Origin of the sequence: Virgibacillus alimentarius, from assembly GCF_017874635.1 — a bacterium.
Lineage (GTDB): Bacteria > Bacillota > Bacilli > Bacillales > Amphibacillaceae > Virgibacillus_B > Virgibacillus_B alimentarius.
Window position 1 is genome coordinate 185,794 of sequence record NZ_JAGIKX010000002.1, and the last position, 24,756, is coordinate 210,549.

Consider the following 24,756-nt stretch of genomic DNA (forward strand, 5'->3'; position numbering starts at 1 on the left):
CCTTACCGTTTGACTGGCAAGGGTTAGGTTAATAAATATTAATAAGAATGATCACTGCCAAAGAAGTTTTTAAAAGATTGAATATTCGTTGCACGGTTCATAGCTGCAATTGAAGTTGTTAAAGGAATACCTTTTGGACATACTTGAACACAGTTCTGTGCGTTACTACATCCGGAGACTCCTCCATCTTCCATTAAACCGCCTAACCGTTCACTTTTATTCATTTCTCCAGTTGGGTGTGCGTTAAACAAACGTGCCTGTGATAAAGCAGCAGGTCCAATAAAGTCTGACTTATCATTTACGTTAGGGCATGCCTCTAAACAAACGCCACATGTCATACATTTTGATAATTCATATGCCCATTGACGTTTCTTTTCAGGCATACGTGGCCCTGGACCTAAATCATAAGTTCCATCAATTGGGATCCATGCTTTCACCTGTTTTAAAGCGTCAAACATTCGTTCACGATCTACAATTAAGTCACGTACAACCGGAAAAGTTTTCATTGGCTCTAAACGAATAGGCTGCTCTAGTTGATCAACGAGTGCGGCACATGACTGACGAGCAGTCCCATTAATAACCATTGAACAAGCACCGCAAACTTCTTCTAAACAGCTCATATCCCAGTACACAGGCGTTGTCTTTTCACCTTTTGCGTTTATAGGATTTTGACGAATTTCCATTAACCCAGAAATAACGTTCATATTTTTTTTATAAGGTATATGAAATGTTTCCTCATAAGGAGCAGAATCCGGGCTGTCTTGACGTGTTATAATAAACGTAACTTGTTTTTGTTCAGCCATTTTAAAATTTCCCCCCTCAGTGTTTTGTTGTATAGTCTCTTAATCTTGGTTCAATTAGAGAAACATCTACATCTTCATATGTGAAGATCGGTTCATTTTTCTCTTGATCATATGTTGCAATTGTTGTTTTTAACCATTCTACATCATTTCGCTCTGGGTAATCCGGTTTATAATGTGCCCCTCGGCTTTCGTTACGATTAAGTGCACCAATTGTAATAACACGGGCTAGCTGTAACATATTTTTAAGTTGACGTGTAAACATTACTCCCTGGTTACTCCAACGAGCTGTATCGTTGATATTAATATTGTTCCAGCGTTCCATCAGTTCTTTAATCTTTTCATCTGTCTGTTTTAGCTTATCGTTATGTCTAACAACTGTCACATTGTCTGTCATCCATTCACCAAGTTCTTTGTGAATTTGATAAGCATTTTCTTCGCCGTCCATTTTCATCAACGCTTCAAATTTTTCCTGCTCTTCCTTTTGTCTTCTTTCAAACAACTCTGAAGACATATCTTCTACATGTGTTTCGAGACCCTCAACGTATTTTATTGCATTTGGCCCTGCAACTGATCCACCATAAATAGCTGATAACAAAGAATTAGCACCTAGACGGTTGCCACCGTGTTGGGAATAATCGCATTCACCAGCTGCAAAGATACCAGGTATACTTGTCATTTGATCATAATCAACCCATAATCCTCCCATGGAATAGTGAACAGCAGGGAAAATTTTCATAGGTACTTTTCGAGGATCCTCACCAACAAACTTTTCATAGATCTCGATAATACCCCCCAATTTAACATCCAATTCTTTCGGATCTTTATGGGATAAGTCAAGATAAACCATATTTTCGCCGTTTATTCCAAGTTTCTGATTAACGCAAACATCAAATATTTCACGAGTAGCGATATCACGGGTAACAAGGTTTCCGTATGCAGGATATTTTTCCTCTAAGAAATACCATGGTTCACCATCTTTGTAAGTCCATACACGTCCACCTTCCCCTCGTGCTGATTCACTCATTAGACGTAATTTATCATCACCAGGTATTGCAGTCGGATGTATTTGAATAAACTCTCCATTTGCATATCTTGCACCTTGCTGATACAAAGCACTTGCCGCTGAACCTGTATTAATCATTGAGTTTGTAGATTTCCCAAAAATGATTCCAGGTCCTCCTGTAGCTAATATCGTTGCATCGGATGGAAATGATTTTATTTCATGTGTCTTAATATCTTGTGCTACAATTCCTTTTCCAACACCATCATCATCAATAATAGCTCCAAGAAATTCCCAGCTTTCATATTTTGTTACTAAACCTTCTACCTCATAGCGGCGAACTTGCTCATCAAGTGCGTATAGTAATTGTTGACCTGTTGTTGCCCCTGCATATGCAGTACGATGGACACTTGTGCCGCCAAAACGCCTAAAGTCTAATAATCCTTCTGGGGTACGGTTAAACATAACTCCCATACGATCTAGTAAATTGATGATGCCTGGTGCTGCTTCACACATTGCTTTTACTGGTGGCTGATTAGCTAAGAAGTCTCCACCATATACAGTATCATCAAAGTGTTTCCAAGGAGAATCGCCTTCTCCTTTTGTATTTACTGCACCATTTATGCCTCCTTGGGCACACACAGAATGAGAACGTTTAACAGGCACAATGGAAAACAGGTCAACGTTTACTCCTGCTTCAGCCGCTTTTATTGTAGCCATCAATCCAGCAAGCCCGCCACCTACTACAGCAATTTTACGATTACTCATAATAAAAACTCCTTTTTCTAATATCAGATCTTTAAAACCAGTTAATTGACCGGTGTATCGCATCTGACTTTTTCCATTACCATATATGTTGGTCTTATAACGTTTTCACGAACTAAACCCCATATGCAAATTGAATTAAAGTTCTAACACCAACATAGCTAATCGCTAAAAATACAATTAAAGTTGCGTATGTAGTAATCTTTTGTGAACGCGGAGATTGTATAATACCCCATGAAACAAGAAAACTCCATAAACCATTTGCAAAATGGAACGTTGTAGATAAGACTCCAATAGTGTAGAACCAGAACATAAATGGGTTAGTCAGTATACTTTCCATTAGACTGTAGTTCAGTTCTTCATTCCCAAGACCGATTTGAATACGTGTCTCCCAAACATGCCATGCAATAAATACTAATGTGATGATTCCGGATATCCGCTGTAAATAAAACATCCAATTTCGAAAATATCCATAGTTTTTCACGTTATTACGCGATACGAACACTATATAGACACCGAGTATTGCATGAAATAAAATTGGAAGATAGATAACAACAGTTTCTAGTACGATTCGAAATGGCAAACCATACATAACTCCCGCAGCCTTATTAAAGCTTTCTTCCCCGTATACAGCAAAATGGTTCACCACTAAGTGCTGAACTAAAAACACACCTATTGGGATTACACCTAATAATGAATGTAATCTCCGGTAAAAAAATTCACGTTGCGTTGCCATGAGTTACCCCCCTTAGATTGTTTAATATTAATGAGTAATGTAAAATTTTAAATAATAAAGTTAAAAATTTATTATCTAAAATTATACAATTTGTGACATGTTTATTGTACTTCTAACTTATATAACCGTCAAGGAAACGATACACCCTTTTTAGTTATTATCCATTGCCTTCATATAATTAAATGAATAGTAAATTTTATTAGAATCAGATAGATGCTTGCAGATTCATTTGTTTATGTAGATAATGGGACTATGAAAAAATAATTGTGTAATGATATTTTATTGTTTGCGATATAGATTTCAAATGAAAAAGGAGACGTTGAATTATGTCGAAAAAACAACAAAAAATCCCCATTTCTCTCCTTGATGACTTACATACATCAGGTGCTGGATATGATATCCTACGCTATATAAGCTTACCTGAATTACTAGGTACAGAATCAAAAACTCTACTATATTTTATAGGTAGGAATCTTGCTAGGAAACTGGACATAACATCACTAGAAGATATTTATGATATCTATGAAAAATTAGGGTGGGGGAAAATAGAGCTTGTAAAAGAGAAAAAAAGAGAACTAATATTTCATTTAATGGATGATGCAATCGTTTATCGTTTGAAATCCCCATTAAACTCTGAATTTCGTTTAGAAGCTGGATTTTTAGCAGAAGCCATTCAAATAATAAAAGGTAACGAATGTGAATGCATTGAAAAGGTTAATCACAAAATCTATCAAATCGAATTTACAGTTGTATATACCAAATAAAATCAATTGTATAAAAAAGGTACAGTTTGTAATAAAACTGCGCCTTATTTTTTAACCTTATTTAAGTGGGTTATGATTTTTTCTGCAACATTTTTTGGAATTCCTAAATTGGTTATGTCTTTGATAGATGCTTTTCTAATTTCCTTAATTGTTTTAAAATGCGTCAACAATAATTTTCTTCTTTTTTCTCCAACACCAGCAATGTTATCTAATTCGGAGTGAAGTAAGCCTTTCCCCCGCAACTGACGATGGAAGGTAATTGCAAAACGGTGAACTTCCTCTTGGATGCGCTGCACCAGATAAAACTCTTGTGATTTACGCTTTAAAGGCATTACAACTGGTGGCATACCATATAGTAGCTCCCCTGTTTTATGTTTGTCATCTTTCACTAAACCACATAATGGAATATCTAATCCTAGCTCATTTTCAAGGACATCCAATGCCACATTCATCTGTCCTTTTCCACCATCTACAACAATTAAATCTGGTAAGGGTGATTGTTCCTTTAACACACGGGTGTAACGTCTGCGAATCACTTCTCGCATCGTTTCATAGTCATCAGGACTGCTAACATTTTTTATTTTATATTTACGATATTCTTTTTTATTTGGTTTTCCATCAATAAATACTACCATTGCTGAAACAGGATCAGTTCCTTGAATGTTTGAGTTATCAAATGCTTCTATACGATGAGGTGTTTCAATATTCAGTATCCTTCCCAAGCGTTCAACAGCTAATATTGTTCTTTCTTCATCGCGTTCAATAAGTGAAAATTTTTCTTGCAATGAAATCTTTGCATTTTTCATTGCTAATTCAACTAATTCTTTTTTACGTCCTCGAAAAGGGGTGTGAACATCAGTATCTAATAATTCTTTTAATAAATCGGTATCTGCCCCAATTGGTACGAAGATACTTTTAGGTATAGGATGATTTAAATGAAGATAGAATTGCCCAATATAACTTATAAATATATCTTCAGCATCATCATAGAATGGAAAAATTGCAACGTCACGTTCGATTAATTTCCCTTGTCGGACAAAAAATACTTGAATACACATCCAACCCTTATCATAGCTATATCCAAATATATCTCGATCAACATTGTCGTTTAACGTCATTTTTTGTTGTTCCATTACAATTTCAATATGCTGAATCTGGTCTCTAAATTCCTGTGCTCTTTCAAAATTCAACTGGCGACTAGCCTTATACATTTTCTCTTTTAATTGATTTTTAATTTCATGATATCCTCCATGTAAAAAAGAAGTGATACTTTGCTTAATTTCTTTATACATTTCTTCTGATGCTGGTTTTTCGCTGCACGCCAGGCATTGACCCATATGATAATAAAGACACACACGTCCAGGAGGATTATTACATTTCCTTAGGGGGAATAATCGATCTAATAACCTTTTTGTTTCTCTTGCTGCGATAACATTTGGGTAAGGTCCAAAATACTTCCCTTTATCTTTTTTTACCTTTCGAGTAATTAGCAATCTCGGATGGCGTTCATTTGTAATTTTTAAATATGGATATGACTTATCATCCTTTAGCATTACGTTATACCTAGGGTCATACTTTTTAATTAAATTCATTTCTAATATAAGTGCTTCAATTTCAGAAGATGTAACAATATATTCAAAATCCACAATTTCCTGTACTAATCGTTGCGTTTTTCTATCATTAGCCCCCGTAAAGTAAGATTTTACTCTGTTTTTTAATTTTTTTGATTTTCCGACATAAATGACAGTTTTATTCTTATCTTTCATTAAATAACAGCCTGGTTGAGCAGGAAGAACAGCTAATTTTTCTTTTATTGTATGATTCAATATGCTTCATCCCTTTTATTCAAACCATCTAAAGCAGATCCCTTGTTACAATTGTAACAAGGGATCTGCTTTAGTCTTTTAAATGTTGTTGAAACACTTTTTAAGCGTGTTTATTTATTAAATCAACAAGTGCTTCTTTTGGCTGGAAACCAATTACTTGGTCAACTACGCTTCCATCTTTAAATAGAAGTAAAGTTGGAATACTCATAACACCGTATTTTCCAGCAGTTTCTTGGTTTTCATCGACATCTAATTTAACTATTTTAACTTTTTCAGACATTTCACCGTCGATTTCTTCCAACACCGGTGCAATCATTTTACATGGTCCGCACCATGGTGCCCAGAAATCAGCTAATACAAGACCTTCTGCAATTTCTTGTGAAAAGTTTTGGTCTGTAACATTTTCAATTGCCATTATTCACCCTCCTCAATCATAAAGTCTTTACTGAGTATACCACCCTTTATAACTACATGCTAATAGTTTGCTTCATCAATTTTTCGTAGGATGGTTTTTCTCGATTGAAGAAGATCTTCAATTAGAATAGTTTTTAGCTAGTAGGTTGGAGTGCTTTTTTTATTTCATCTGTCAATTGTGGCACGACTTCAAATAAATCACCTACGATACCATAATCTGCAACATTGAAGATATTTGCCTCTGGATCTTTGTTAATTGCCACAATGATTTTGGAGTTTGACATTCCTGCCAAATGCTGTATTGCTCCTGATATTCCCACTGCTATATATAAATCAGGTGTGACCACTTTTCCAGTTTGACCTATTTGAAGGGAGTAATCACAGTACTCTGCATCACATGCACCTCGTGAAGCACCAACCGCTCCACCTAACAAATCTGCCAGTTCATATAATGGTTTAAAACCATCTTCACTCTTAACTCCTCTTCCACCAGCAATAATTACGTTTGCCTCTGATAAATCTACACCTTCAGATGCTTTACGTACAACGTCCTTAATAATTGTACGTATTTCTGTAATATCTACATCTTTTGATTGGATATCTCCAGATCTTGTTTCATCTTTTTCCAATATAGGAATATTATTCGGACGTATCGTAGCAAGAATAATTCCGCTTGTGATCACTTTTTTCTCAAAAGCCTTACCTGAGTAAATTGGTCTAGTGAAAATTAACTCATCATTATTATGCTCAATATCCACTGCATCAGAAATCAAGCCTGATTCTAGTTTGCTGGCTAACTTAGGAGTCAAATCCTTCCCAATAGCGGTATGCCCCATAACTATCCCAGCAGGGTTTTCTTCATTAATAACTGCCATAAGCGCTTGTCCGTAACCTTCAGAAGTATACGTTTTCAAATTATCATGTTGAACCGTTACAATTCGATCAGCACCATAATAAATCATTTCCTGGCCTTGATTCTGCAAATTCTGATTCCCACAAATGATACCAACGATTTCTGCATCAGATTTGATTTTTTTTGCAGCTGCTATTGCTTCAAATGTGACGTTACGCAATTCCCCATCTCTTGATTCACCAATAACTAGTAATTTATCACTCATATCATTATTTCTCCTCTCTTTAGCATGATTTAAAGTACTTTTGCTTCATTTTTAAGTAAGGATACTAATTCTTTAACTTGATCCTCCACTTCACCTTCAAGTATTTTTCCTGCTTCTTTTTCAGCTGGTAAAAATATTTCTACTGTTTTTGTTTTTGGCTCTACGTCTTCTTCTTCCAAATCAAGATCGTCAATCTCTAAGTCTTCCATCGGTTTCTTTTTAGCCTTCATGATACCAGGTAATGAAGGATAACGTGGTTCATTCAATCCTTGTTGACATGTTACCAGGAGTGGTAAACTAGTTTCTATTTTTTCAACGTCCCCTTCAACATCTTTATCAATGTTAGCAGTGTCTCCATCGATTTTTAGGTCTGTGATAGTAGTTACATAGTTTATTCCTAAACATTCAGCAAGTCTTGGTCCTACTTGGCCACTTGCTTCATCAATGGCAACATTTCCAGCTAAAATTAAATCCACTTCTCTATCTTGGAAGAAAGCTTCAAGAATTTTTGTAGTCGTATATTGATCTCCGTCCTCCAGATCATCTTCTGTATCAATGAGAACGGCTTTATCAGCTCCCATTGCAAGGGCTGTTCGCAGCTGTTTATCAGAATCCTCATCACCAATTGTTACAACTGTAACTTCTCCTCCATGTTCATCCCGCTGATTGATGGCTTCTTCAACAGCATACTCATCGTAAGGATTAATTATAAATTCCGCACTATCATCTTCAATCTGACCATCGTTTATAATGATTTTTTCTTCTGTATCAAAGGTCTTTTTTAATAATACATAAATATTCATGTAAGTTCCTCCTTTAAATGCAATAAATATATTATATGTGGTTTATTTATCCTTGAAATTAGGCTTTCTTTTTTCCATGAATGCTTGAATCCCTTCTGCTGCATCTTCTGTATTAAAAACATGACCAAAAGCTTCTGCTTCTGCTTGCGAACCTTTTGTAAACTGATCAGGTTTTGAAAATGGGATTAAATTCATTACATGGTTGATGGTAGTTTTACTTTTCTTAGCAATCCCCTTTGCCAATTTCATTGCTTCTGGAATCAATTGGTCCTCTTCTACAACATGATTCGCAAGTCCTAGGGAGCACGCTTCCTTTCCGCTAATCGGCTGTCCAGTAAGGATCATTTCATATGCTTTTGCAGTGCCAACATAATGGGGTAATCTCTGTGTACCTGCAAAACCAGGGATAATTCCCAGTGTTAGTTCAGGAAGACCCAATTTAGTGTTTGCTGTTACCAACCGAATATGACAGGCCATAGCAAGCTCAAGTCCACCCCCTAATGCAGCGCCATGAATTGCTGCAATTATTGGTACCGGAAAATGGTCAATTCGATTAAATACTTGTTGTCCTCTTTCAGATAATACTTGATAGTCCGAGTTCTCTCTTAATGAAGTAAATTCTTTTATATCTGCACCAGCAGAGAAAAATTTACCTTCACCTTTTAGTACAATAACCTTTACTGAATGATTCGCTTCAATCTCATTTAGTTTTTCATCAATATCATTTATTAATGCGCTAGATAAAGCATTTGCCGGTGGACTGTTAATTGTTAATATTGCGACATGTTCGTCTAATTGGTATGATATCGTTTTCAAGTTATCCCCCCTCCCCAACTTCAGTATAACAGAACTAATTGGAAATTTAGATTTTTTCGATTATTTTTTTGAAATTCCTGATGTTATCAATGCATGAACTTCAGTAGCCAATTTTTCTAAGTTATATTTCTGATCTTTCATAACCCAATTTGTGACTGTTTCATCTAATGTTCCAAAGATCATTTGTCTAACTAGCGGCGTGTTTAAATTTTCGCGAAAAATATTCTCGACTTTCCCCTCTTCGATAATTTCATCTATAACATCTAAGTAGGGTTTTAATACTTTATTAATTGTTAATCGTAAATCCGTATTTGACTGTCTTAATTCTAATTGGGTGACAATTGCTAGGTGAAGATCTTCTGCAAGCTGATGGAAATGCTCTTCAATTAAAGTAAGCAATTTTTCAGACGCATTATCCTTTTTATTTGTACTATATACAATTTGTTCAATAAATTGACCCATTTTTTCTTCAAACACAGATATAAGAATATCTTCTTTATTTTTAAAATATAAATAAATTGTACCGTCTGCTACGCCTGCCTTTTTTGCAATCTTTGAAACTTGTGAAGCATGATAGCCATTCTCGGCAATGACTACTACAGCAGCATCAATAATTTGTTTGTACTTTGGCCTGTTCTTTTTCATAATATTCTCCTATCACTTCATTAAAACGAAAATATGAATGAATAATCATTCATTCCTATTTATTGTACAAAGATACATTCACTTTGTCAATATAGAGCTTGTATGAGTATGAAAGAAAAAAGAGAACAACCTCCATTTATTTATTTTCTTGAACTTTAAATTGTTCTTTTTCTTCTTCAATTAATTTTTTTCTAAGAATTTTTCCCACTGCCGTTTTTGGTAATTCTCGGCGAAAATCATAAAGTCTTGGAACTTTATATGCTGCTAAATGTTTTCTGCAAAAATGATTCAATTCATCTGCACTTAATTGATATCCTTCTTTCAATACTACAAAGGCCTTCACAGTTTCCCCGCGATATGGATCCGGGATGCCTGCAACAACGGCTTCTTGAACGCCTTCATGTTCATAAAGAACTTCCTCCACCTCTCTAGGATAGATATTATACCCTCCAGCTATAATCATATCACCTTTTCGATCAACAATGTAGAAATAACCTTCATCATCCTTGTAACCGAGATCCCCAGTAAATAGCCAGCCGTCTTTTAATACATGCTCTGTTTCTTCAGGGTTATTCCAATACCCTTTCATTACTTGTGGTCCTTTTACTGCAATTTCACCTACTTCACCTGCATCAACTTCTTCCAATGTGTTTACATCGATGATTTTTGAATCTGTGTCCGGCCATGGAACCCCAATGCTTCCATTTACTCTTTTCGACCAAAGAAAATTAGCATGAGTTATAGGAGAGGTTTCTGTTAGTCCATAGCCTTCAACTACTTTTCCACCTGTACGCTGCTCAAATTGCTCCTGCACTTCGTAAGGAAGAGGCGCTGAGCCGCTCACACATGCTCTTATAGACGATATATCATATTTATTTAAATCAGGATGATTTAGTAAACCAACGTAAATGGTCGGTGCACCAGGAAACAAGGTAGGTTTCTGTTTATCGATTGTTTTTAAAACCTCTTTAACATCAAATTTCGGAAGTAAAACCATTTTCGAACCAAACATAATAGAAAAGTTCATTATTGCTGTCATACCGTATACATGAAAAAACGGCAAAACACCTAATACAACTTCTTTCCCTGGCTTTGCTTTATACAGCCATGCTTGACACATTTGAACATTCGAAACCAAATTGTAATGAGTTAACATTACCCCCTTTGGAAATCCTGTAGTTCCACCAGTATATTGAAGTAATGCAAGGTCATTTTTAGGGTTAATTGGAACTTCTGTAAATGTATGATTCTCTTGTTCAAATATTGATTTCCATAGATGGATATTTTTGCTTTCCTCTATTTTAACTACCATTTTAGTTTGCTTCTTTTGAATTAAAGGATAAATCATGTTTTTTGGAAATGGTAAATAATCTTTCACACCAGTAACAATAATATGTTCTATATTTGTTTTTCCTTGGACATTGGAAACGCGCGGTAACAAAAGATCCAAACATACAATAGCTTTAGCTTCCGAATCATTTAATTGATACTCCAATTCTCTTTCTTTATATAAAGGATTGGTTTGTACGACAATTGCTCCAGCCATCAAAGCTCCATAATAAGAAATAACAGATTGGGGACAATTCGGTAACATGATTGCTACACGATCTCCCTTTTTCACACCTAATGATTGCATGTAACCAGCCATTTTTTTTGCCTGTAGATAAAGCTCTGAAAATGAAATCTCTTTTCCCATAAAATGAAGCGCTTTCTTTTCTTTGAATCGAGCGGCCCCATCTTGTAAAAAAGTGTGCAAAGGTTTTTCATCGTAGGGGATGCTCGCAGGTATTTCCTCCGGATAATGATCTAGCCAATTTTTTACCATAAATATTCCTCCTTTAATAATAAGCTTATTACCATTATACCGATTAATTTCTATTTTTTGAAATTTTATTTAATTCTAACTAAAAAAACTTGAATGACATTCTCAAATTATGATATCATTCAAGTTTTTTGTTTTAAAGTAAATAAATAATTCCTACGATAACAAAAGCAACTGCAACTACAATTAAAACTTTTGATAATGTTTCCAACATACTCTCCCCTTCATTGGTACTAGCTGTTATTCAAATGGGAATGATTTTGTAATCAATTTTTAAATCAATTCAATGACCGTCACTCCGCTACCGCCTTCCCCAGCCGAACCTGATCTGTGCGAATGAATATTGGGGTGGTTTTTGGCGAAATCCTGTACTCCTTTCCTGAGAGCACCTGTACCTTTACCATGAATAATAGATACCTTAGGATAACCGGCTAAGATGGCATCATCTACATATTTCTCTAGCCTTAATAGAGCATCTTCATATCGCTCACCTCGTAAATCGATTTCCGTACTTACATGATGGTTAGATCCTTTTATTGTTGCAATTGGCTTTTCAATTGTTTCTTTCTGTTTTTTAATGAGCTGTAAATCATCGCGCTTTACCTTTACTTTCATAATACCGACTTGTACAAGAAACTCATGATCGCTAATTTGTTCTAACACCGTACCCTCTTGATTGACAGTTAACAGCTTAATATCATCACCAGGTTGTATTTTTACTGATGATGCCTTTTTATCATGTTCTTTCTTTTTCTTTGATGCTAAATTAGGCTTTGCTTCCTCGAGCATTTTTTTTGCCTCAATCCATTCATGTTCTTTTAATGAAGTTTCATTTTTCATGTTCCTCATTTCTTCTACAATGATTTCGGCTTCTTCTCGCGCTTTTCGCAATGCTGTTTCTGCTTTTTCTTCAGCTTTCTTATACAATTTCTCTCGTTTATGTTCAAATTGTTTCCATTCTTTTTGGAGATCATTCTTTAAGTTTTCACTATCAATTAAAATCTGGTGTGCTTTTTCATACTCTTTTTCTGCCTGTTTTCGGGAACTTTCCAAAGCAGCTATCATATTTTCCACACTTTTCGAATCCACACCGATCAAATCTTTTGCTTCATTAATTATATTATCGCTTAATCCTAATCGTCTAGAAATTTCAAAAGCATTACTTCTACCAGGTACACCTATTAATAAACGATAGGTCGGCTGTAATGTCTGAACGTCAAATTCTACAGATGCATTAATAACATGTTCCCGGTTATAACCATATGCCTTTAGTTCGGGATAATGGGTTGTAGCAATTACTCTTGCCTTTCTTGAAATAACTTCATCTAATATCGACATAGCTAATGCCGCACCTTCTTGTGGATCTGTACCTGCCCCGATCTCATCAAACAGCACGAGTGATTTACGATTAACTTGTTTCATTATCTCCACAATATTTGACATGTGTGAAGAAAATGTACTCAAGTTTTGTTCGATCGATTGCTCATCACCAATATCAGCAAAAACATGTTCAAACACAGCTACTTCACAGCCATCCAAAGCTGGTATCTGTAAACCCGATTGAGCCATCAACGTACATAATCCCACCATTTTTAATGTTACAGTTTTTCCGCCCGTGTTCGGTCCAGTAATAAGAATAGATAAATAGGATTCGCCAATTTCAATGTCGTTTGCAACTACTTCATCTATAGGAATCAATGGGTGACGCGCTTGTTGCATTTTAATTATTCCCTGATTATTTATTTTTGGTCGCGCTGCTTTCATTTTCTTAGCCAATTTTGCACGCGCATATATGAAGTCTATTTTTCCAAGAGCCTTTACATTTTCATTTAATGCAGCCTCATTTGCAGCAATTTCTTCACTTAAAACACGTAATATTCGTTCGATCTCCTGTTTCTCTTTTAAAGCTGACTCTTGTAATTGATTATTAAGATCAACAATCGATTTAGGCTCCATAAATAATGTTGCCCCAGAAGCTGATTGATCATGAACAATTCCACCTATCGTTCCGCGATATTCATGTTTAACAGGAATAACGTATCGTTCATTGCGAATTGTAACAATCGCGTCAGAAAGCATGCTACTCTGGCTTCTTATATAATTATCCAGTTTTTCACGTATCCTAGTTTCGTGTGTTCGAATCGCAGAACGAATACCCTTTAATTTAGCAGAAGCATTATCCATTACATATCCGTGATCGTCAATACAACTGTTAATTTGACGCTCTAATTCTCTTAGTGGTGTTATTACATCAACAAGTCTTTCTAAATGAGGGAATGTTTCTTCTATATTTTCAATAAAGTTTTTTGTCTGTCTTCCTCCATAAATAGTGCTTGCGATATTTAAACATTCTTCTGTATTTAATAAACCACCGATGACACTCCTTTTCAAACTAGGACGAATATCATATATACCGCCTAAGGGAATTACTTTATTGAGGCGAATGATTTGTACAGCTTCATCCGTTTCTTCCTGTAATTGCTTTACCTCTATATAATCCGTTGAGGGACTTATTGCATCGATAAGATCTTTGCCTAAAGATGTTGCTGCCTGGTTATTTAATTGTTTTAAAATTTTATTGTATTCGAGAACATGTAGAATACGTTCGTTCATACTTTCTTACTCCTTTTATATCCTTATCTATACACAACTAATAACTATTTATAAATTTAGATAATTTTTCTAGTGACCATGTGTTCATCACTGTTTCTTTTTTTAGCCAGCCTTTCCTTGCCACACTTATCCCATATTTCATATGATCCATCATTTGATAATCATGTGAATCTGTATTAATAGCAATAGTAACTCCAATTTCCTGCGCTTTTTTTGCCCAGTCAGCAGATAAATCAAACCGATTTGGATTGGCATTTATTTCTAGTGCCGTTTCCGTTTCCTTCGCCCGTTCCATTAATTTTTCTACGTCTACCTTATATCCATCTCTACGTCCAATTAGTCTTCCTGTTGGATGTGCAATTAATGAAACATAAGGATTTTCCAAAGCATGATATAATCTTGTCATGATCTTTTCTTTAGATTGATTAAAACTTGAATGAATCGCACCAATCACAAAGTCCATGTCTCGTAAAAAGTCATTCGAAAAATCCAGGTTTCCATCAGGTAAAATATCCATTTCTACACCTGAAAAAATATAAATATCTGGGTATTTTTCATTTAACATAGCAATTTCTTCCCTTTGCCTCCGTAATCTTGTTTCATTTAAACCATTAGCTACACGTAAAAATTTCGAGTGGTCCGTAATCGCTATATACTGATAACCAATTTTCCGCGCGTGATTAACCATTTCCTCAATCGATTGTGCACCATCACTCCAGGTTGTATGCATATGCAGGTCCCCACGTATATCACTTTTTTCGATAAGGTTTAGGTTGTTTGCAAAAGCTTCAATTTCACCTGTATTTTCTCTTATCTCTGGTGGGATATAATGTAACCCGAAATGCTTAAAAAATTCTTGTTCACTCTTAAATGTTAATATCTCATTAGTATCTTCTATTTCAATGCCATATTCATTAATTTTTTCCCCACGCGCTTTTGCAAGTTGTCGCATGGCAACGTTATGCTCCTTTGATCCTGTGAAATGATGCAATGTTGAAGCAAATTCTTCTGGTGCAACGATTCTAAAATCAACATTAATATCATATACGTCATCTAAAACAATAGATACTTTTGTATCTCCTTTAGCTATAATTTCTTTTATATTATCTATCATTAATAAAATATCACGCACTTTAGCTGCTTCATCTGCAGCAATAATAAAATCAATATCTTTTATCGTCTCTTTCATTCTTCTTAAACTGCCAGCTACCGAAAAATCTTTTATCTCAGGAACATGACTTAAAAAGGATTGTATCCTTTCAGCAATCGGCAGCATCATCGCTATCGGTAATCGTTCAGGTCGATTGCCTGCTTCTTTCAATGCAATTAATATTTTTTCAGCTGTTTTCTTTCCAAAACCAGATAGATTCTCCACTTGTTTTTTTTTAATCGCTTCTTTTAAGGACGATGCATCTGTAATACCCAGTTCTTGATATAATTTTGATATTTTTTTACCACCAAGACCTGGAAGCTGAAGTAATGGAATTAATCCCTCTGGTATTTCGCGTTTTAATTGCTCCAATGTTTCAGAAATACCATTGGCAATATAATCCTGAATGACTTCACTTGTCCCTTTTCCAATACCTTTAATGTTAGTAAATTCACGAATCTCTTCTAACGACCTTTCATCTTGTTCTAATGCTTGAGCCGCTTTTCGGTAAGCAGATATTTTAAACGGATTTTCTCCTTTTATTTCTAGGTAAATAGCTATTTGTTCAAGTAATTTTATTACATCTTTTTTATTTTTCGTCACTTTTCCAGTCACCTTCTTTTATACCTTCATTTCATTAAAAGGACTGATTCCAGTTAAAGTAATACTTATTGTACGAAACATACAAAAGTGTACACTAATACTTGAATCAGCCTTTTTAATATGCTTTGCTTAGAAAATTGTACATGAGGCATCCTTAACACCTCTAGATTGTTAATATGCTATTCATTTGTGCAAACCATGATGATTTTATCAATTCAGAAAGAATTGGTGTGTGTTCGATGATAAATAATGCAAGCGTTGAACTATTCAGCCAAACTTGTATTCCTGACATCGGTGTTAATGCTAAAATGTATAATATAACAAACAAAATGAGATAGATTTCGACAAATCCTAGTATAGCCCCAGCAAGTTTATTAATGGATTTCAAAATTGGCAAATATGCTACAAAATCAAGCATTGAAGCTATAATCTGCAACACAATTTTCGTAGCGAAGAAAATAATCGCAAAGGAAATAGCATTATAAAATCCTTTTTCAAGGGGGAGGGATTGTAAAAACGATGCCCACGTGCTATCATTTGGCAATTCTGTATACGGAACCCATACTGCAAGGCTTGAAGATAACTTATCATAATACAAATATGCAACAATAAAAGCTATAATAAATCCTACTAAATGAAATACTTGTAAAACAAAACCCCTTTTTAAACCAGCCAAAAATCCGAATCCGAGAAAGAAAAGTATTATTAATGTAACCATGGCTTATTTATCCTCTTTCTTATTTAATGAGCCTAGTAATGCTGCATAGTCTTCTTTTAATTTTAAATAATCGTTCATGGAATTAACAGCAGTAAGAACTGCTAATCTTGTTGTATCTAAATGTTTATTCGCCTCCTGGATCTCACGCATTTTTTGATCCACTAAACTAGCAACTAATCGAACATGAGATGCTGTTTCTTCTCCAACAATTGTATATGATCTGTTATAAATATCGACAGATACACGTATTTTATCTTTATGGGCCATTTATGCACCCTCCAATAAAAATTTAATATTTTAAGAAATATGAATCTATATTTTTATTATCTAAAATTATTCACCTTATATTAACATGAACATCAGGTTTAGGGAAACCGAAACTATTTAGTCGAATGGATTTACCAGTAAAGCATTTCTTTTTTAAATTGAGTTTGTTATAGTCAACTATATACAGAGGATGGGAGAGATGAAATTGGGACAAAGCGTCCATAAATTAACCTTGGAGACCATTAATAAAATGAAAAAATATTATCAGCATTTTCTTCAAGACCCCCCACAAGGATCCCTTTTTCGAGCGAAAACCAAAAACGCCGTAATCACTGCTTACAAATCTGGAAAGGTATTATTTCAAGGAGCGTCTCCAGAAGCAGAGGCGGGAAAATGGATGAACAAACAACAAGTGCCTAAATCTCAGCAAAAAGTTACATCACAAAAAACGTCGTTATACACGCCACCCTTAACATTATTTAACAACTCGCATATTGGTTCGGATGAAGCTGGAACCGGGGATTATTTCGGTCCTATTACTGTTGCTTGTACATATGTTAAAAAAGAACAAATAGCCGCTTTAAGTGAACTGGGTGTAAAAGATTCAAAAAATATATCAGATGAACAAATACGGAAATTATCCAAAGAGATAATAAAATCTCGCTTGCCCTACTCCCTGCTTGTACTGCGCAATGAAAAGTATAATAAATTACAGAAAAAAGGTTGGTCTCAAGGTAAAATGAAAGCAATGCTCCATCATCACGCAATAAAAAACCTGCAGCAAAAAATTAATAATCAACCTTTAAAAGGTATTTTAATTGACCAATTTTGTGAGCCAAGTTTATATAAAAAATATATCAGCTCCGAGAAAGAATCACTTTCAGCAAAAACTTATTTTATAACAAAAGCAGAAAGCTACTCGCTTGCAGTGGCTGCAGGATCTATTATAGCACGTGCAAGTTTTCTAAATGAAATGGATAAATTATCCAAAAAAATCGGAGTTCCTTTACAGAAAGGTGCTTCCTATCTAGTTGACCAAACCATCGCCAACATTATTAAAAAGAGAGGTAAGCAGGTTCTACACACTTGTGCTAAAACACATTTTGCTAATACAAATAAAGCAAAGAAATATTTATAAAAGAAAACCCACAGGACAAGAAATCCTGATGGGCTTTTGCTTTTACTTATGATCGAATATAAGAATCGTATTTTTTATTTACTTCATCGATAATCTGTTGGTAAGATTCTTCCACTTCATCATCTTTTAACGTTTTTTCCGGGTGACGATAGACCAGGCTATAAGCAATAGACTTCTTACCCTCCGGTAAATTCTCTCCTTGATAAACATCAAAAATACGTACTTTTTTCACAAGAGGCGCCCCTATTTCTTCAATCGAAGCTTTTAGATCGCCTGCGACGACATTCTCATCTACGATAAAAGCAATGTCCCTTGTAATGGATGGAAACTTTGGAATGGGTTTCGTTTCTGGTTCCTTTTTATAAGCAGAAAAAACCTTTTCCATATTGATATCAAATACGTATGTCTCTTTTAAGTCCATCTTTTTAACAAACATCGGATGTACTTGTCCAATAAAACCAATCGGTTCATTGTTTACAGCAATGCTTGCACATCTTCCAGGGTGCATATCAGAGAGTTTTTCCTTTTTAAATGTTGCTGGAAGTTTTAAAAATTCAAACAGCCCTTCTACGATTCCTTTAACTACATAAAAATCAACTTTTTTATTCTCCTGTTGCCATGGATGACTTATCCATTCTCCAGTTAGTGCACCAGCTAAACGTAGTTTTTCTTCCGGTTGTTTCGTTAAGATTTCTTCTTCCGTAATAAAAATCGACCCAAGCTCATAAAGACCTGTATTCCGTTGGCCCCTAGCATTGTTATATGCCAATGTACGAAGTAATTCAGGTAAAATACTTAACCGTAAAAATTGATGGTCCTCACTCATTGGCATAGCTAGTTTCACAGGAGTTATATTTTCCTCCTCTATATCTGGACTTATTAATTTCTTGGAATTATTTAGATCCGTTAACGAGTATGTAATTCCTTCCATTAATCCTGAACTTTCCATGAAATTTTTCACTTTCCGCTTTAAATTTTGTCTTTGTGTTAAAGCACCTGCATCAGCAGCTCCAATCGGTAAAGTGTATGGCAAATTGTCATACCCATATATTCTTGCAACTTCCTCAAGCATATCTTCAAAAATAGATATATCACCGCGTCTTGTTGGTATTTCAACAGTAAAATGATCCTTCTCTTGATCAAAAGCAAAGCGTAACTTTTCCAGAATAGAGACAATTTCCTCAGTACTGATTTCCGTCCCTAATCGTTTATTAATCTCATTTGTTGTGATTTCAACGGTTTTCTTAGTACAATCTAAGGAGTCAACTTCCACACTATTAGCTAAGACTTTCCCGTTAGCGTATTCATATAGTAGTTGGCATGCACGCTCACCGGCGATCTTCACCCGACTTGGATCGATTCCTTTTTCATATCGCGTACTAGCTTCACTGCGTAACCCAGTAGCTTTTACTGTTTTACGAACTGAAAAACCATCAAAATAAGCTGCCTCAAGTAAAATCGTAGTTGTTTGCTCGCTTACTTCCGTGTTTGCTCCTCCCATTACACCAGCTAATGCAATCGGTTCCTTACCATTTGTAATTACGAGATTATCTGTTGTTAACATCCTTTCTTTTTCATCTAAAGTAATAAGCGTTTCATTTTCTTTAGCACGTCTTACAACAATTTTCTCAGATTGGAGCTGGTCATAATCAAACGCATGTAAAGGTTGCCCGTACTCCAATAACACAAAGTTTGTAATATCAACAACATTATTGATTGGACGAATCCCCGCCGCTATTAAATAATTACGCATCCACAATGGTGAAGGCTTAACTTCAATATCTTTAATAATAAATGCGCCATAATAAGGGTTTAATTCCTTATCTTCTACTTCAACAGATACATAATTTTGAGCTTTTTCAGTGATGGTTTTTATTTTTACCTCAGGTAAATGAATATCTTGATCCAATATTGCAGCTACTTCATAAGCAATCCCGATCATACTTAAACAGTCCGCCCGGTTTGGAGTTAAATCAAATTCCAGAATTGCATCATTTAAATTTAATAATGGTTCAACATCTTCTCCAATTTCAACGTCATTTGGAAAAACAAAAATGCCATCTGCTGTATCCTTTGGCACGAACTTTTCCTCAATTCCAAGTTCCTGTAGTGAACAAATCATACCATTTGATTCTACACCTCGTAATTTCACCTTTTTAATTTTAAAATTCCCTGGTAAAATTGCTCCGGGTTTTGCTACAGCAACTTTCTGACCTTGTCGAACATTCGGCGCACCACAAATGATTTGTAATTTTTGATCACCGACATCAACCTGACAAAGATTTAATTTATCTGCATTTGGATGTTTTTCACAAGTTTCTACATAACCTACAACAACATTTTTACTTTTTTCGGCAATATACTCAATTCCATCTACTTCAATGCCGGATTTGGTAATTTTTTCAGCAAGTTCTTCTGGCGTTATTGAATCGATGTCAACATAATTTTTTAGCCAATTTAATGATACTAGCAATTTATATAGCCTCCTTATGCATTATGATATTGTTTTAAAAATCGTGTGTCGTTCACATAGAATTGGCGAATATCATCTATACCGTATTTCAGCATAGCAATTCGATCAGGTCCCATTCCAAATGCAAAGCCAGAAAACTCTTTGGAATCATAACCAGCCATCTCTAGTACTTTCGGATGAACCATCCCCGCTCCAAGAATCTCTATCCATCCTGATTTCTTACAAACAGAACAACCTTTTCCACCACATATTTTGCAAGATATATCCATTTCCACAGATGGTTCCGTAAATGGGAAAAAACTAGGTCGTAAACGGATTTCTCGATCTTGACCAAATATTTTTTTCGCAAAGTTATTTAAAACACCCTTTAAATCACTCATGCGAACATTTCTATCAATATATAGCCCTTCTATTTGTGTAAACTGATGCGAATGTGTTGCGTCATCATTATCTCGGCGGTACACTTTTCCCGGACAAATCATTTTTACGGGTTTCTTCCCTTTATATTCCCGCATTGTTCGTGCCTGAACTGGTGAAGTATGTGTGCGGAGCAATAATTCGTTTGTAATATAGAATGTATCCTGCATATCTCTAGCCGGATGGTTTGGTGGTAAGTTTAATGCTTCAAAGTTGAAAAAGTCTGTTTCAACTTCAGGCCCCTCCTGAACTTCAAAGCCCATACCGATAAAGAGATCTTCTATTTCTTCAATTAATTTAGTCAGTACATGCTTTCCTCCAACCTGGACAGGACGTCCTGGCAGTGTAACATCAATTGCTTCATCTTCAAGTTGTTTTTCTATCGCCTTTGCTTCAAGTTCTTCATTCTTTTGCTCAATAGCCGCTGTAATCGATGAGCGGACACGATTTGCAACTTCCCCTACAATTGGACGTTCTTCTTTAGATAATTTGCCCATACCACGTAAAACACTGGTTAGTGAGCCTTTTTTGCCTAAAAAGGATACTTTTATCTCCTGAAGTTTTTTTAAATCTTGTGTTTTAGATATGGAATCTAAAGCTTCATTTTGTAATGACTCTAATTGTTCTTTCATATTGAAATACCTCCTTTAAAATAAAAAAAGCCTTCCCAAAAAGGGACGAGGCTGTTTTATCGCGGTACCACCCTTGTTGACACTTTTAACACCTTAGTGAAAACCTACGCGAAACAAGCTAGGTTTAATAGATGATTTGTGTCCAACTTGAATAAAGATAACGGTAATTAACCGGAACACCTTTACTTGAATTCCAAGGTCTAAGTGTCAGCTCCAGAGTGAAACATTAACATTCGTTGCGGTAGATATGTTTTCAGTCTACGACATTTCTTCCCTGTTCCGTACCTATGAATGTTAATTAGCTCTTTCATTGCTTGTCGTTTATGACAAATTTCTTTCATTATAGAGAATCGCACAAATAATTGCAAGCTTTATCCTCTAATATAATACATTAAAATGCCAGCAGCAATACTAGCATTTAAAGATTCGGCTCTTCCGTAGATGGGAATATTTACAATGGAATCAGCTTCGTGAAGCAATGTATCTTGAATACCTGCTCCCTCATTGCCTATAATTAGCGCAACTTTATCCTCAACCTCTATTTGATTATATGGTTCTGCACCTGACAATGCCGAAGCCCATATTCGAAATCCTTCTTTTTTTAATATTGATATTGTTTCTAAAAGATTCCTCTGTAAAACAGGAATATGAAAGAGAGAACCCTGTGTAGACCGAATTACCTTATCATTATATACATCCACTGTCCCCTCTCCTAAGATAATCGCATCAAATCCAGCGGCATCCGCTGTCCGAATCATGGTACCAAGATTACCCGGATCCTGTACCGCATCGATAAGCAGCATATAATTCCCTGGATAGCATTCTGTCTGATTCATCTTAACAACAGCAATAATTCCTTGCGGTGACTCCGTTTGTGCAATGTGATGAAAAACAGTTTTGTTTACTTTTTCTATTGTAAAGTCCATGCACCAATCCGGAACCTGTTGATCTTCTTTGATAATAATTTCATGAATATCCCAATTACTACGCTTAGCCTCCTCGATTAAGTGGTATCCTTCAATCAGGAACATCCCAGCCTTAATTCTACCCTTTCTTTTTTGTAATTTCTTCCAATATTTTACTTTTTGATTTTGTACAGATGTTATCATATTTTTCATTCCTATTCTTCATTATTGTTATATCATACATATTTCGGCCTATATCGGTCAAACTATCGATAAATTCTAACTGAAGTAGAGGTGATTTTAGATGGATCTAAATTTACGGAAAGCAATTGTGTCCAATATTGCTTCCAATGATCAAGAACAATTAGAAGCAACAATCGTTGATGCTATTCAAAAAGGGGAAGAAAAAATGCTTCCGGGGTTAGGAGTACTTTTTGAATTGATATGGAAGCAATCTGGAGAACAAGAAAAACAAGAAATGATTGGTGCATTAGAACAAGGTGTCAAGCAAGCAACAAGTTAAAAATAAATCAATTCTTTAAAAAGATGGATTTCTAAATGAAGAAGAATCCATCTTTTATGTTGAAGAAGGAAAATATTTCCCGACATAATTTGACTAAATTTTATAAATTGAGATAAAATCAATATACATGCTTTTTAGTTATCATTATGTGCCTTGAATAATACATATATATGGAAAGCATGAAACAGAAATAGAAAGGAGAAGAAGGAATGGAAGAAACGCTTAACGATGGACAAAAAAAGGGGTTTCCAAAAAAGATTGTAGCAATTATTATTGCAGCAGTTCTTGTCATAGGAGGTGGTGTAGCAGCTTATGTAATGTTAAATTTGTCTGACAAAGAAAAGTACTTCCTTTCAGAAAAAAAATCAATGGAGTTTCTTACGGATAAAGTAGAGGAGCGCTTCAAGCCAGAATTTGATTGGTTAGAACAAACGGAAAATAATCCGACCGAGACAGTTATAGACCTTTCAGCAGAATACAATGACCCAACTGCTTCATCAGGCTATGGAGCAATGAGTCCACAAGAAATCATTAATAACTCAACAATTACACTTACTACTTCTGCGGATATGGAAAAAAAACAAATAGCTTCTGAAATAAAAGGAAGTTTTGGGGATATTGAAATTGACGATGTTCAATTTTATTTAACCGATGAAAAAGCTACTATCGGCCTGCCATTTCTTGAAGAATTACTTCAAGTAAAAGATAAGGACATAGGAAAATTCCTTCATGAACTAGATCCCATGACATTCACTGGTGAGGAGAATCCAAACTTTGAAGTTTTCTTTAAACGAGGTTTATCTGAAGAAGATCAGAAGTATTTCAATGAAGAATACTTAAAAATGATTTATGACAAACTCCCGGATAGTGCATTTAAAATTACAGATGAAACAGTAAAAATAAACGATGAATCTGTAGACACCAAAAAAATGACAATGCATCTTTCCGAGGATGAGGTAAAAGATATTTTAAAGGCTATTTTTGAAAAAATGCAAAAAGATGATAGATTAAAAGAAATTATGCAAGAACAAATTCAAATGCAACAATTTGGAATGCCGGCAGACGCTAGTTTGGATATGAATTTTGATGAAATGATGAACGATTTTGATGATGCTTTAAAAGAAGCACAAGATGGACTTAAAGATTTTAAAATACCTGATGGGATAACGTCTACCATATGGACAAAAGACAAATTAATAGTTAAGCGCGAATTTTCTGTAGAAATGGGACCAACAAAAGACCAATTAGCAAAGTTTACAGTGAATGGAACGCAAAAATTAGAAGATAACAATCAAAGCTTCGACTATAAACTTGCATTTTCAGATGACTATGAAGAAAGTTCAGCAAGTGTTACTGGAGATTTTTCAACCAAAGATGATAAAGCAACTGATTCTATTAAACTATCTGCCGAGAATATGGAATTGGCATACGAAGGTAATAGTACGCTAAAAGATGGCAAGCGTGAATTTGAGCGTCAATTTTCCATAGATGACCAATATGGTGACAGTGGCAAATTGATTTGGACTGGAAATGCTAATTATGAGAAGGATAAAATGAGTGCGGAACACAGTTTTTCAGTTGAATTTCCATCTTTAAACATTACCCAGGAAATGGCTTCTCTGCATATTAAAAATAAAGGAAAAACGATAAAGAGTGTCGAGATGCCTAAAGAAGATAATATCAAAGATCTAGGTAGTATGAATGTGGATGAACTCAAGAATTATTTCGAAACAGATGTAGCTCCTCAAGCACAACAGTGGTTTCTTGGTATTATGGGCGGACCAGGAATGAGCTTTTAATGAACT

At 35.1% G+C, this 24,756-nt stretch carries 21 protein-coding genes; 4 read left to right on the forward strand and 17 right to left on the reverse strand.

The features are described 5' to 3' along the window. Positions 1–38 precede the first annotated feature (38 nt). The 3 genes from sdhB to J2Z81_RS03105 form a co-directional block, all read right to left on the reverse strand. Positions 39–803, reverse strand: a complete 765-nt coding sequence (gene sdhB / locus J2Z81_RS03095; RefSeq protein WP_029268551.1) for a succinate dehydrogenase iron-sulfur subunit — start codon at positions 801–803, stop codon at positions 39–41. 16 nt (positions 804–819) lie between these two features. Further along, positions 820–2,571 (reverse strand): succinate dehydrogenase flavoprotein subunit, encoded by a 1,752-nt coding sequence (sdhA, locus tag J2Z81_RS03100; protein ID WP_029268549.1) that lies wholly within the window; start codon positions 2,569–2,571, stop codon positions 820–822. 112 nt (positions 2,572–2,683) lie between these two features. Further along, a complete protein-coding gene (locus J2Z81_RS03105) occupies positions 2,684–3,304 on the reverse strand; it encodes a succinate dehydrogenase cytochrome b558 subunit (protein WP_029268547.1) in 621 nt (206 codons plus the stop codon). 326 nt (positions 3,305–3,630) lie between these two features. Here J2Z81_RS03105 and J2Z81_RS03110 point away from each other — a divergent pair, with 326 nt between their 5' ends. Then, positions 3,631–4,068, forward strand: a complete 438-nt coding sequence (locus J2Z81_RS03110; protein WP_226370681.1) for a DUF2507 domain-containing protein — start codon at positions 3,631–3,633, stop codon at positions 4,066–4,068. 44 nt (positions 4,069–4,112) lie between these two features. Here J2Z81_RS03110 and uvrC read toward each other — a convergent pair whose 3' ends face one another. From uvrC to zapA, 11 genes are all read right to left on the reverse strand, one after another. Beyond that, the gene (gene uvrC / locus J2Z81_RS03115; RefSeq protein WP_029268543.1) at positions 4,113–5,894 is read right to left on the reverse strand and encodes an excinuclease ABC subunit UvrC; all 1,782 of its coding nucleotides are present in this window, start codon (positions 5,892–5,894) and stop codon (positions 4,113–4,115) included. Between the two features lie 100 nt (positions 5,895–5,994). Next, a complete protein-coding gene (gene trxA, locus J2Z81_RS03120) occupies positions 5,995–6,309 on the reverse strand; it encodes a thioredoxin (protein WP_029268542.1) in 315 nt (104 codons plus the stop codon). 133 nt (positions 6,310–6,442) lie between these two features. Beyond that, on the reverse strand, positions 6,443–7,426 hold the full coding sequence (locus J2Z81_RS03125; protein ID WP_029268540.1) for an electron transfer flavoprotein subunit alpha/FixB family protein: 984 nt from the start codon (positions 7,424–7,426) through the stop codon (positions 6,443–6,445). A gap of 29 nt (positions 7,427–7,455) precedes the next feature. Beyond that, positions 7,456–8,229, reverse strand: coding sequence for an electron transfer flavoprotein subunit beta/FixA family protein (locus J2Z81_RS03130; protein ID WP_029268538.1), 774 nt, complete (start codon positions 8,227–8,229; stop codon positions 7,456–7,458). A gap of 42 nt (positions 8,230–8,271) precedes the next feature. Next, entirely contained in the window at positions 8,272–9,045 is a 774-nt protein-coding gene (locus J2Z81_RS03135) for an enoyl-CoA hydratase (RefSeq protein WP_029268536.1), read from the reverse strand. 60 nt (positions 9,046–9,105) lie between these two features. Further along, complete coding sequence (locus tag J2Z81_RS03140) at positions 9,106–9,690, reverse strand: TetR/AcrR family transcriptional regulator (protein WP_029268534.1); 585 nt, start codon at positions 9,688–9,690, stop codon at positions 9,106–9,108. A 136-nt stretch (positions 9,691–9,826) separates the two neighbouring features. After that, positions 9,827–11,515, reverse strand: coding sequence for a long-chain-fatty-acid--CoA ligase (locus J2Z81_RS03145; protein ID WP_226981204.1), 1,689 nt, complete (start codon positions 11,513–11,515; stop codon positions 9,827–9,829). 270 nt (positions 11,516–11,785) lie between these two features. Next, on the reverse strand, positions 11,786–14,125 hold the full coding sequence (locus J2Z81_RS03150) for an endonuclease MutS2 (protein ID WP_226370682.1): 2,340 nt from the start codon (positions 14,123–14,125) through the stop codon (positions 11,786–11,788). Positions 14,126–14,162: 37 nt separating this feature from the next. After that, on the reverse strand, positions 14,163–15,878 hold the full coding sequence (gene polX / locus J2Z81_RS03155; RefSeq protein ID WP_226370683.1) for a DNA polymerase/3'-5' exonuclease PolX: 1,716 nt from the start codon (positions 15,876–15,878) through the stop codon (positions 14,163–14,165). A gap of 163 nt (positions 15,879–16,041) precedes the next feature. Next, entirely contained in the window at positions 16,042–16,596 is a 555-nt protein-coding gene (locus J2Z81_RS03160) for a CvpA family protein (protein ID WP_029268531.1), read from the reverse strand. Positions 16,597–16,599: 3 nt separating this feature from the next. Further along, positions 16,600–16,863, reverse strand: a complete 264-nt coding sequence (zapA, locus tag J2Z81_RS03165; RefSeq protein WP_029268530.1) for a cell division protein ZapA — start codon at positions 16,861–16,863, stop codon at positions 16,600–16,602. Between the two features lie 199 nt (positions 16,864–17,062). Here zapA and rnhC point away from each other — a divergent pair, with 199 nt between their 5' ends. Next, positions 17,063–18,001 (forward strand): ribonuclease HIII, encoded by a 939-nt coding sequence (rnhC, locus tag J2Z81_RS03170; RefSeq protein ID WP_226370684.1) that lies wholly within the window; start codon positions 17,063–17,065, stop codon positions 17,999–18,001. Positions 18,002–18,047: 46 nt separating this feature from the next. On the opposite strand, the gene pheT is transcribed toward rnhC, so the two are convergent. The 3 genes from pheT to J2Z81_RS03185 form a co-directional block, all read right to left on the reverse strand. After that, positions 18,048–20,474, reverse strand: a complete 2,427-nt coding sequence (pheT, locus tag J2Z81_RS03175; RefSeq protein WP_226370685.1) for a phenylalanine--tRNA ligase subunit beta — start codon at positions 20,472–20,474, stop codon at positions 18,048–18,050. A gap of 14 nt (positions 20,475–20,488) precedes the next feature. Continuing rightward, positions 20,489–21,523 (reverse strand): phenylalanine--tRNA ligase subunit alpha, encoded by a 1,035-nt coding sequence (gene pheS / locus J2Z81_RS03180; protein ID WP_029268525.1) that lies wholly within the window; start codon positions 21,521–21,523, stop codon positions 20,489–20,491. A gap of 371 nt (positions 21,524–21,894) precedes the next feature. Next, positions 21,895–22,641: a TrmH family RNA methyltransferase gene (locus J2Z81_RS03185; RefSeq protein WP_318842367.1), complete on the reverse strand. Its 747-nt coding sequence runs from the start codon at positions 22,639–22,641 to the stop codon at positions 21,895–21,897. 91 nt (positions 22,642–22,732) lie between these two features. Here J2Z81_RS03185 and sspI point away from each other — a divergent pair, with 91 nt between their 5' ends. After that, positions 22,733–22,951, forward strand: a complete 219-nt coding sequence (gene sspI / locus J2Z81_RS03190; RefSeq protein WP_029268522.1) for a small acid-soluble spore protein SspI — start codon at positions 22,733–22,735, stop codon at positions 22,949–22,951. A 209-nt stretch (positions 22,952–23,160) separates the two neighbouring features. Continuing rightward, entirely contained in the window at positions 23,161–24,750 is a 1,590-nt protein-coding gene (locus tag J2Z81_RS03195; RefSeq protein ID WP_226370686.1) for a flagellar basal body-associated FliL family protein, read from the forward strand. Positions 24,751–24,756: the final 6 nt, after the last annotated feature.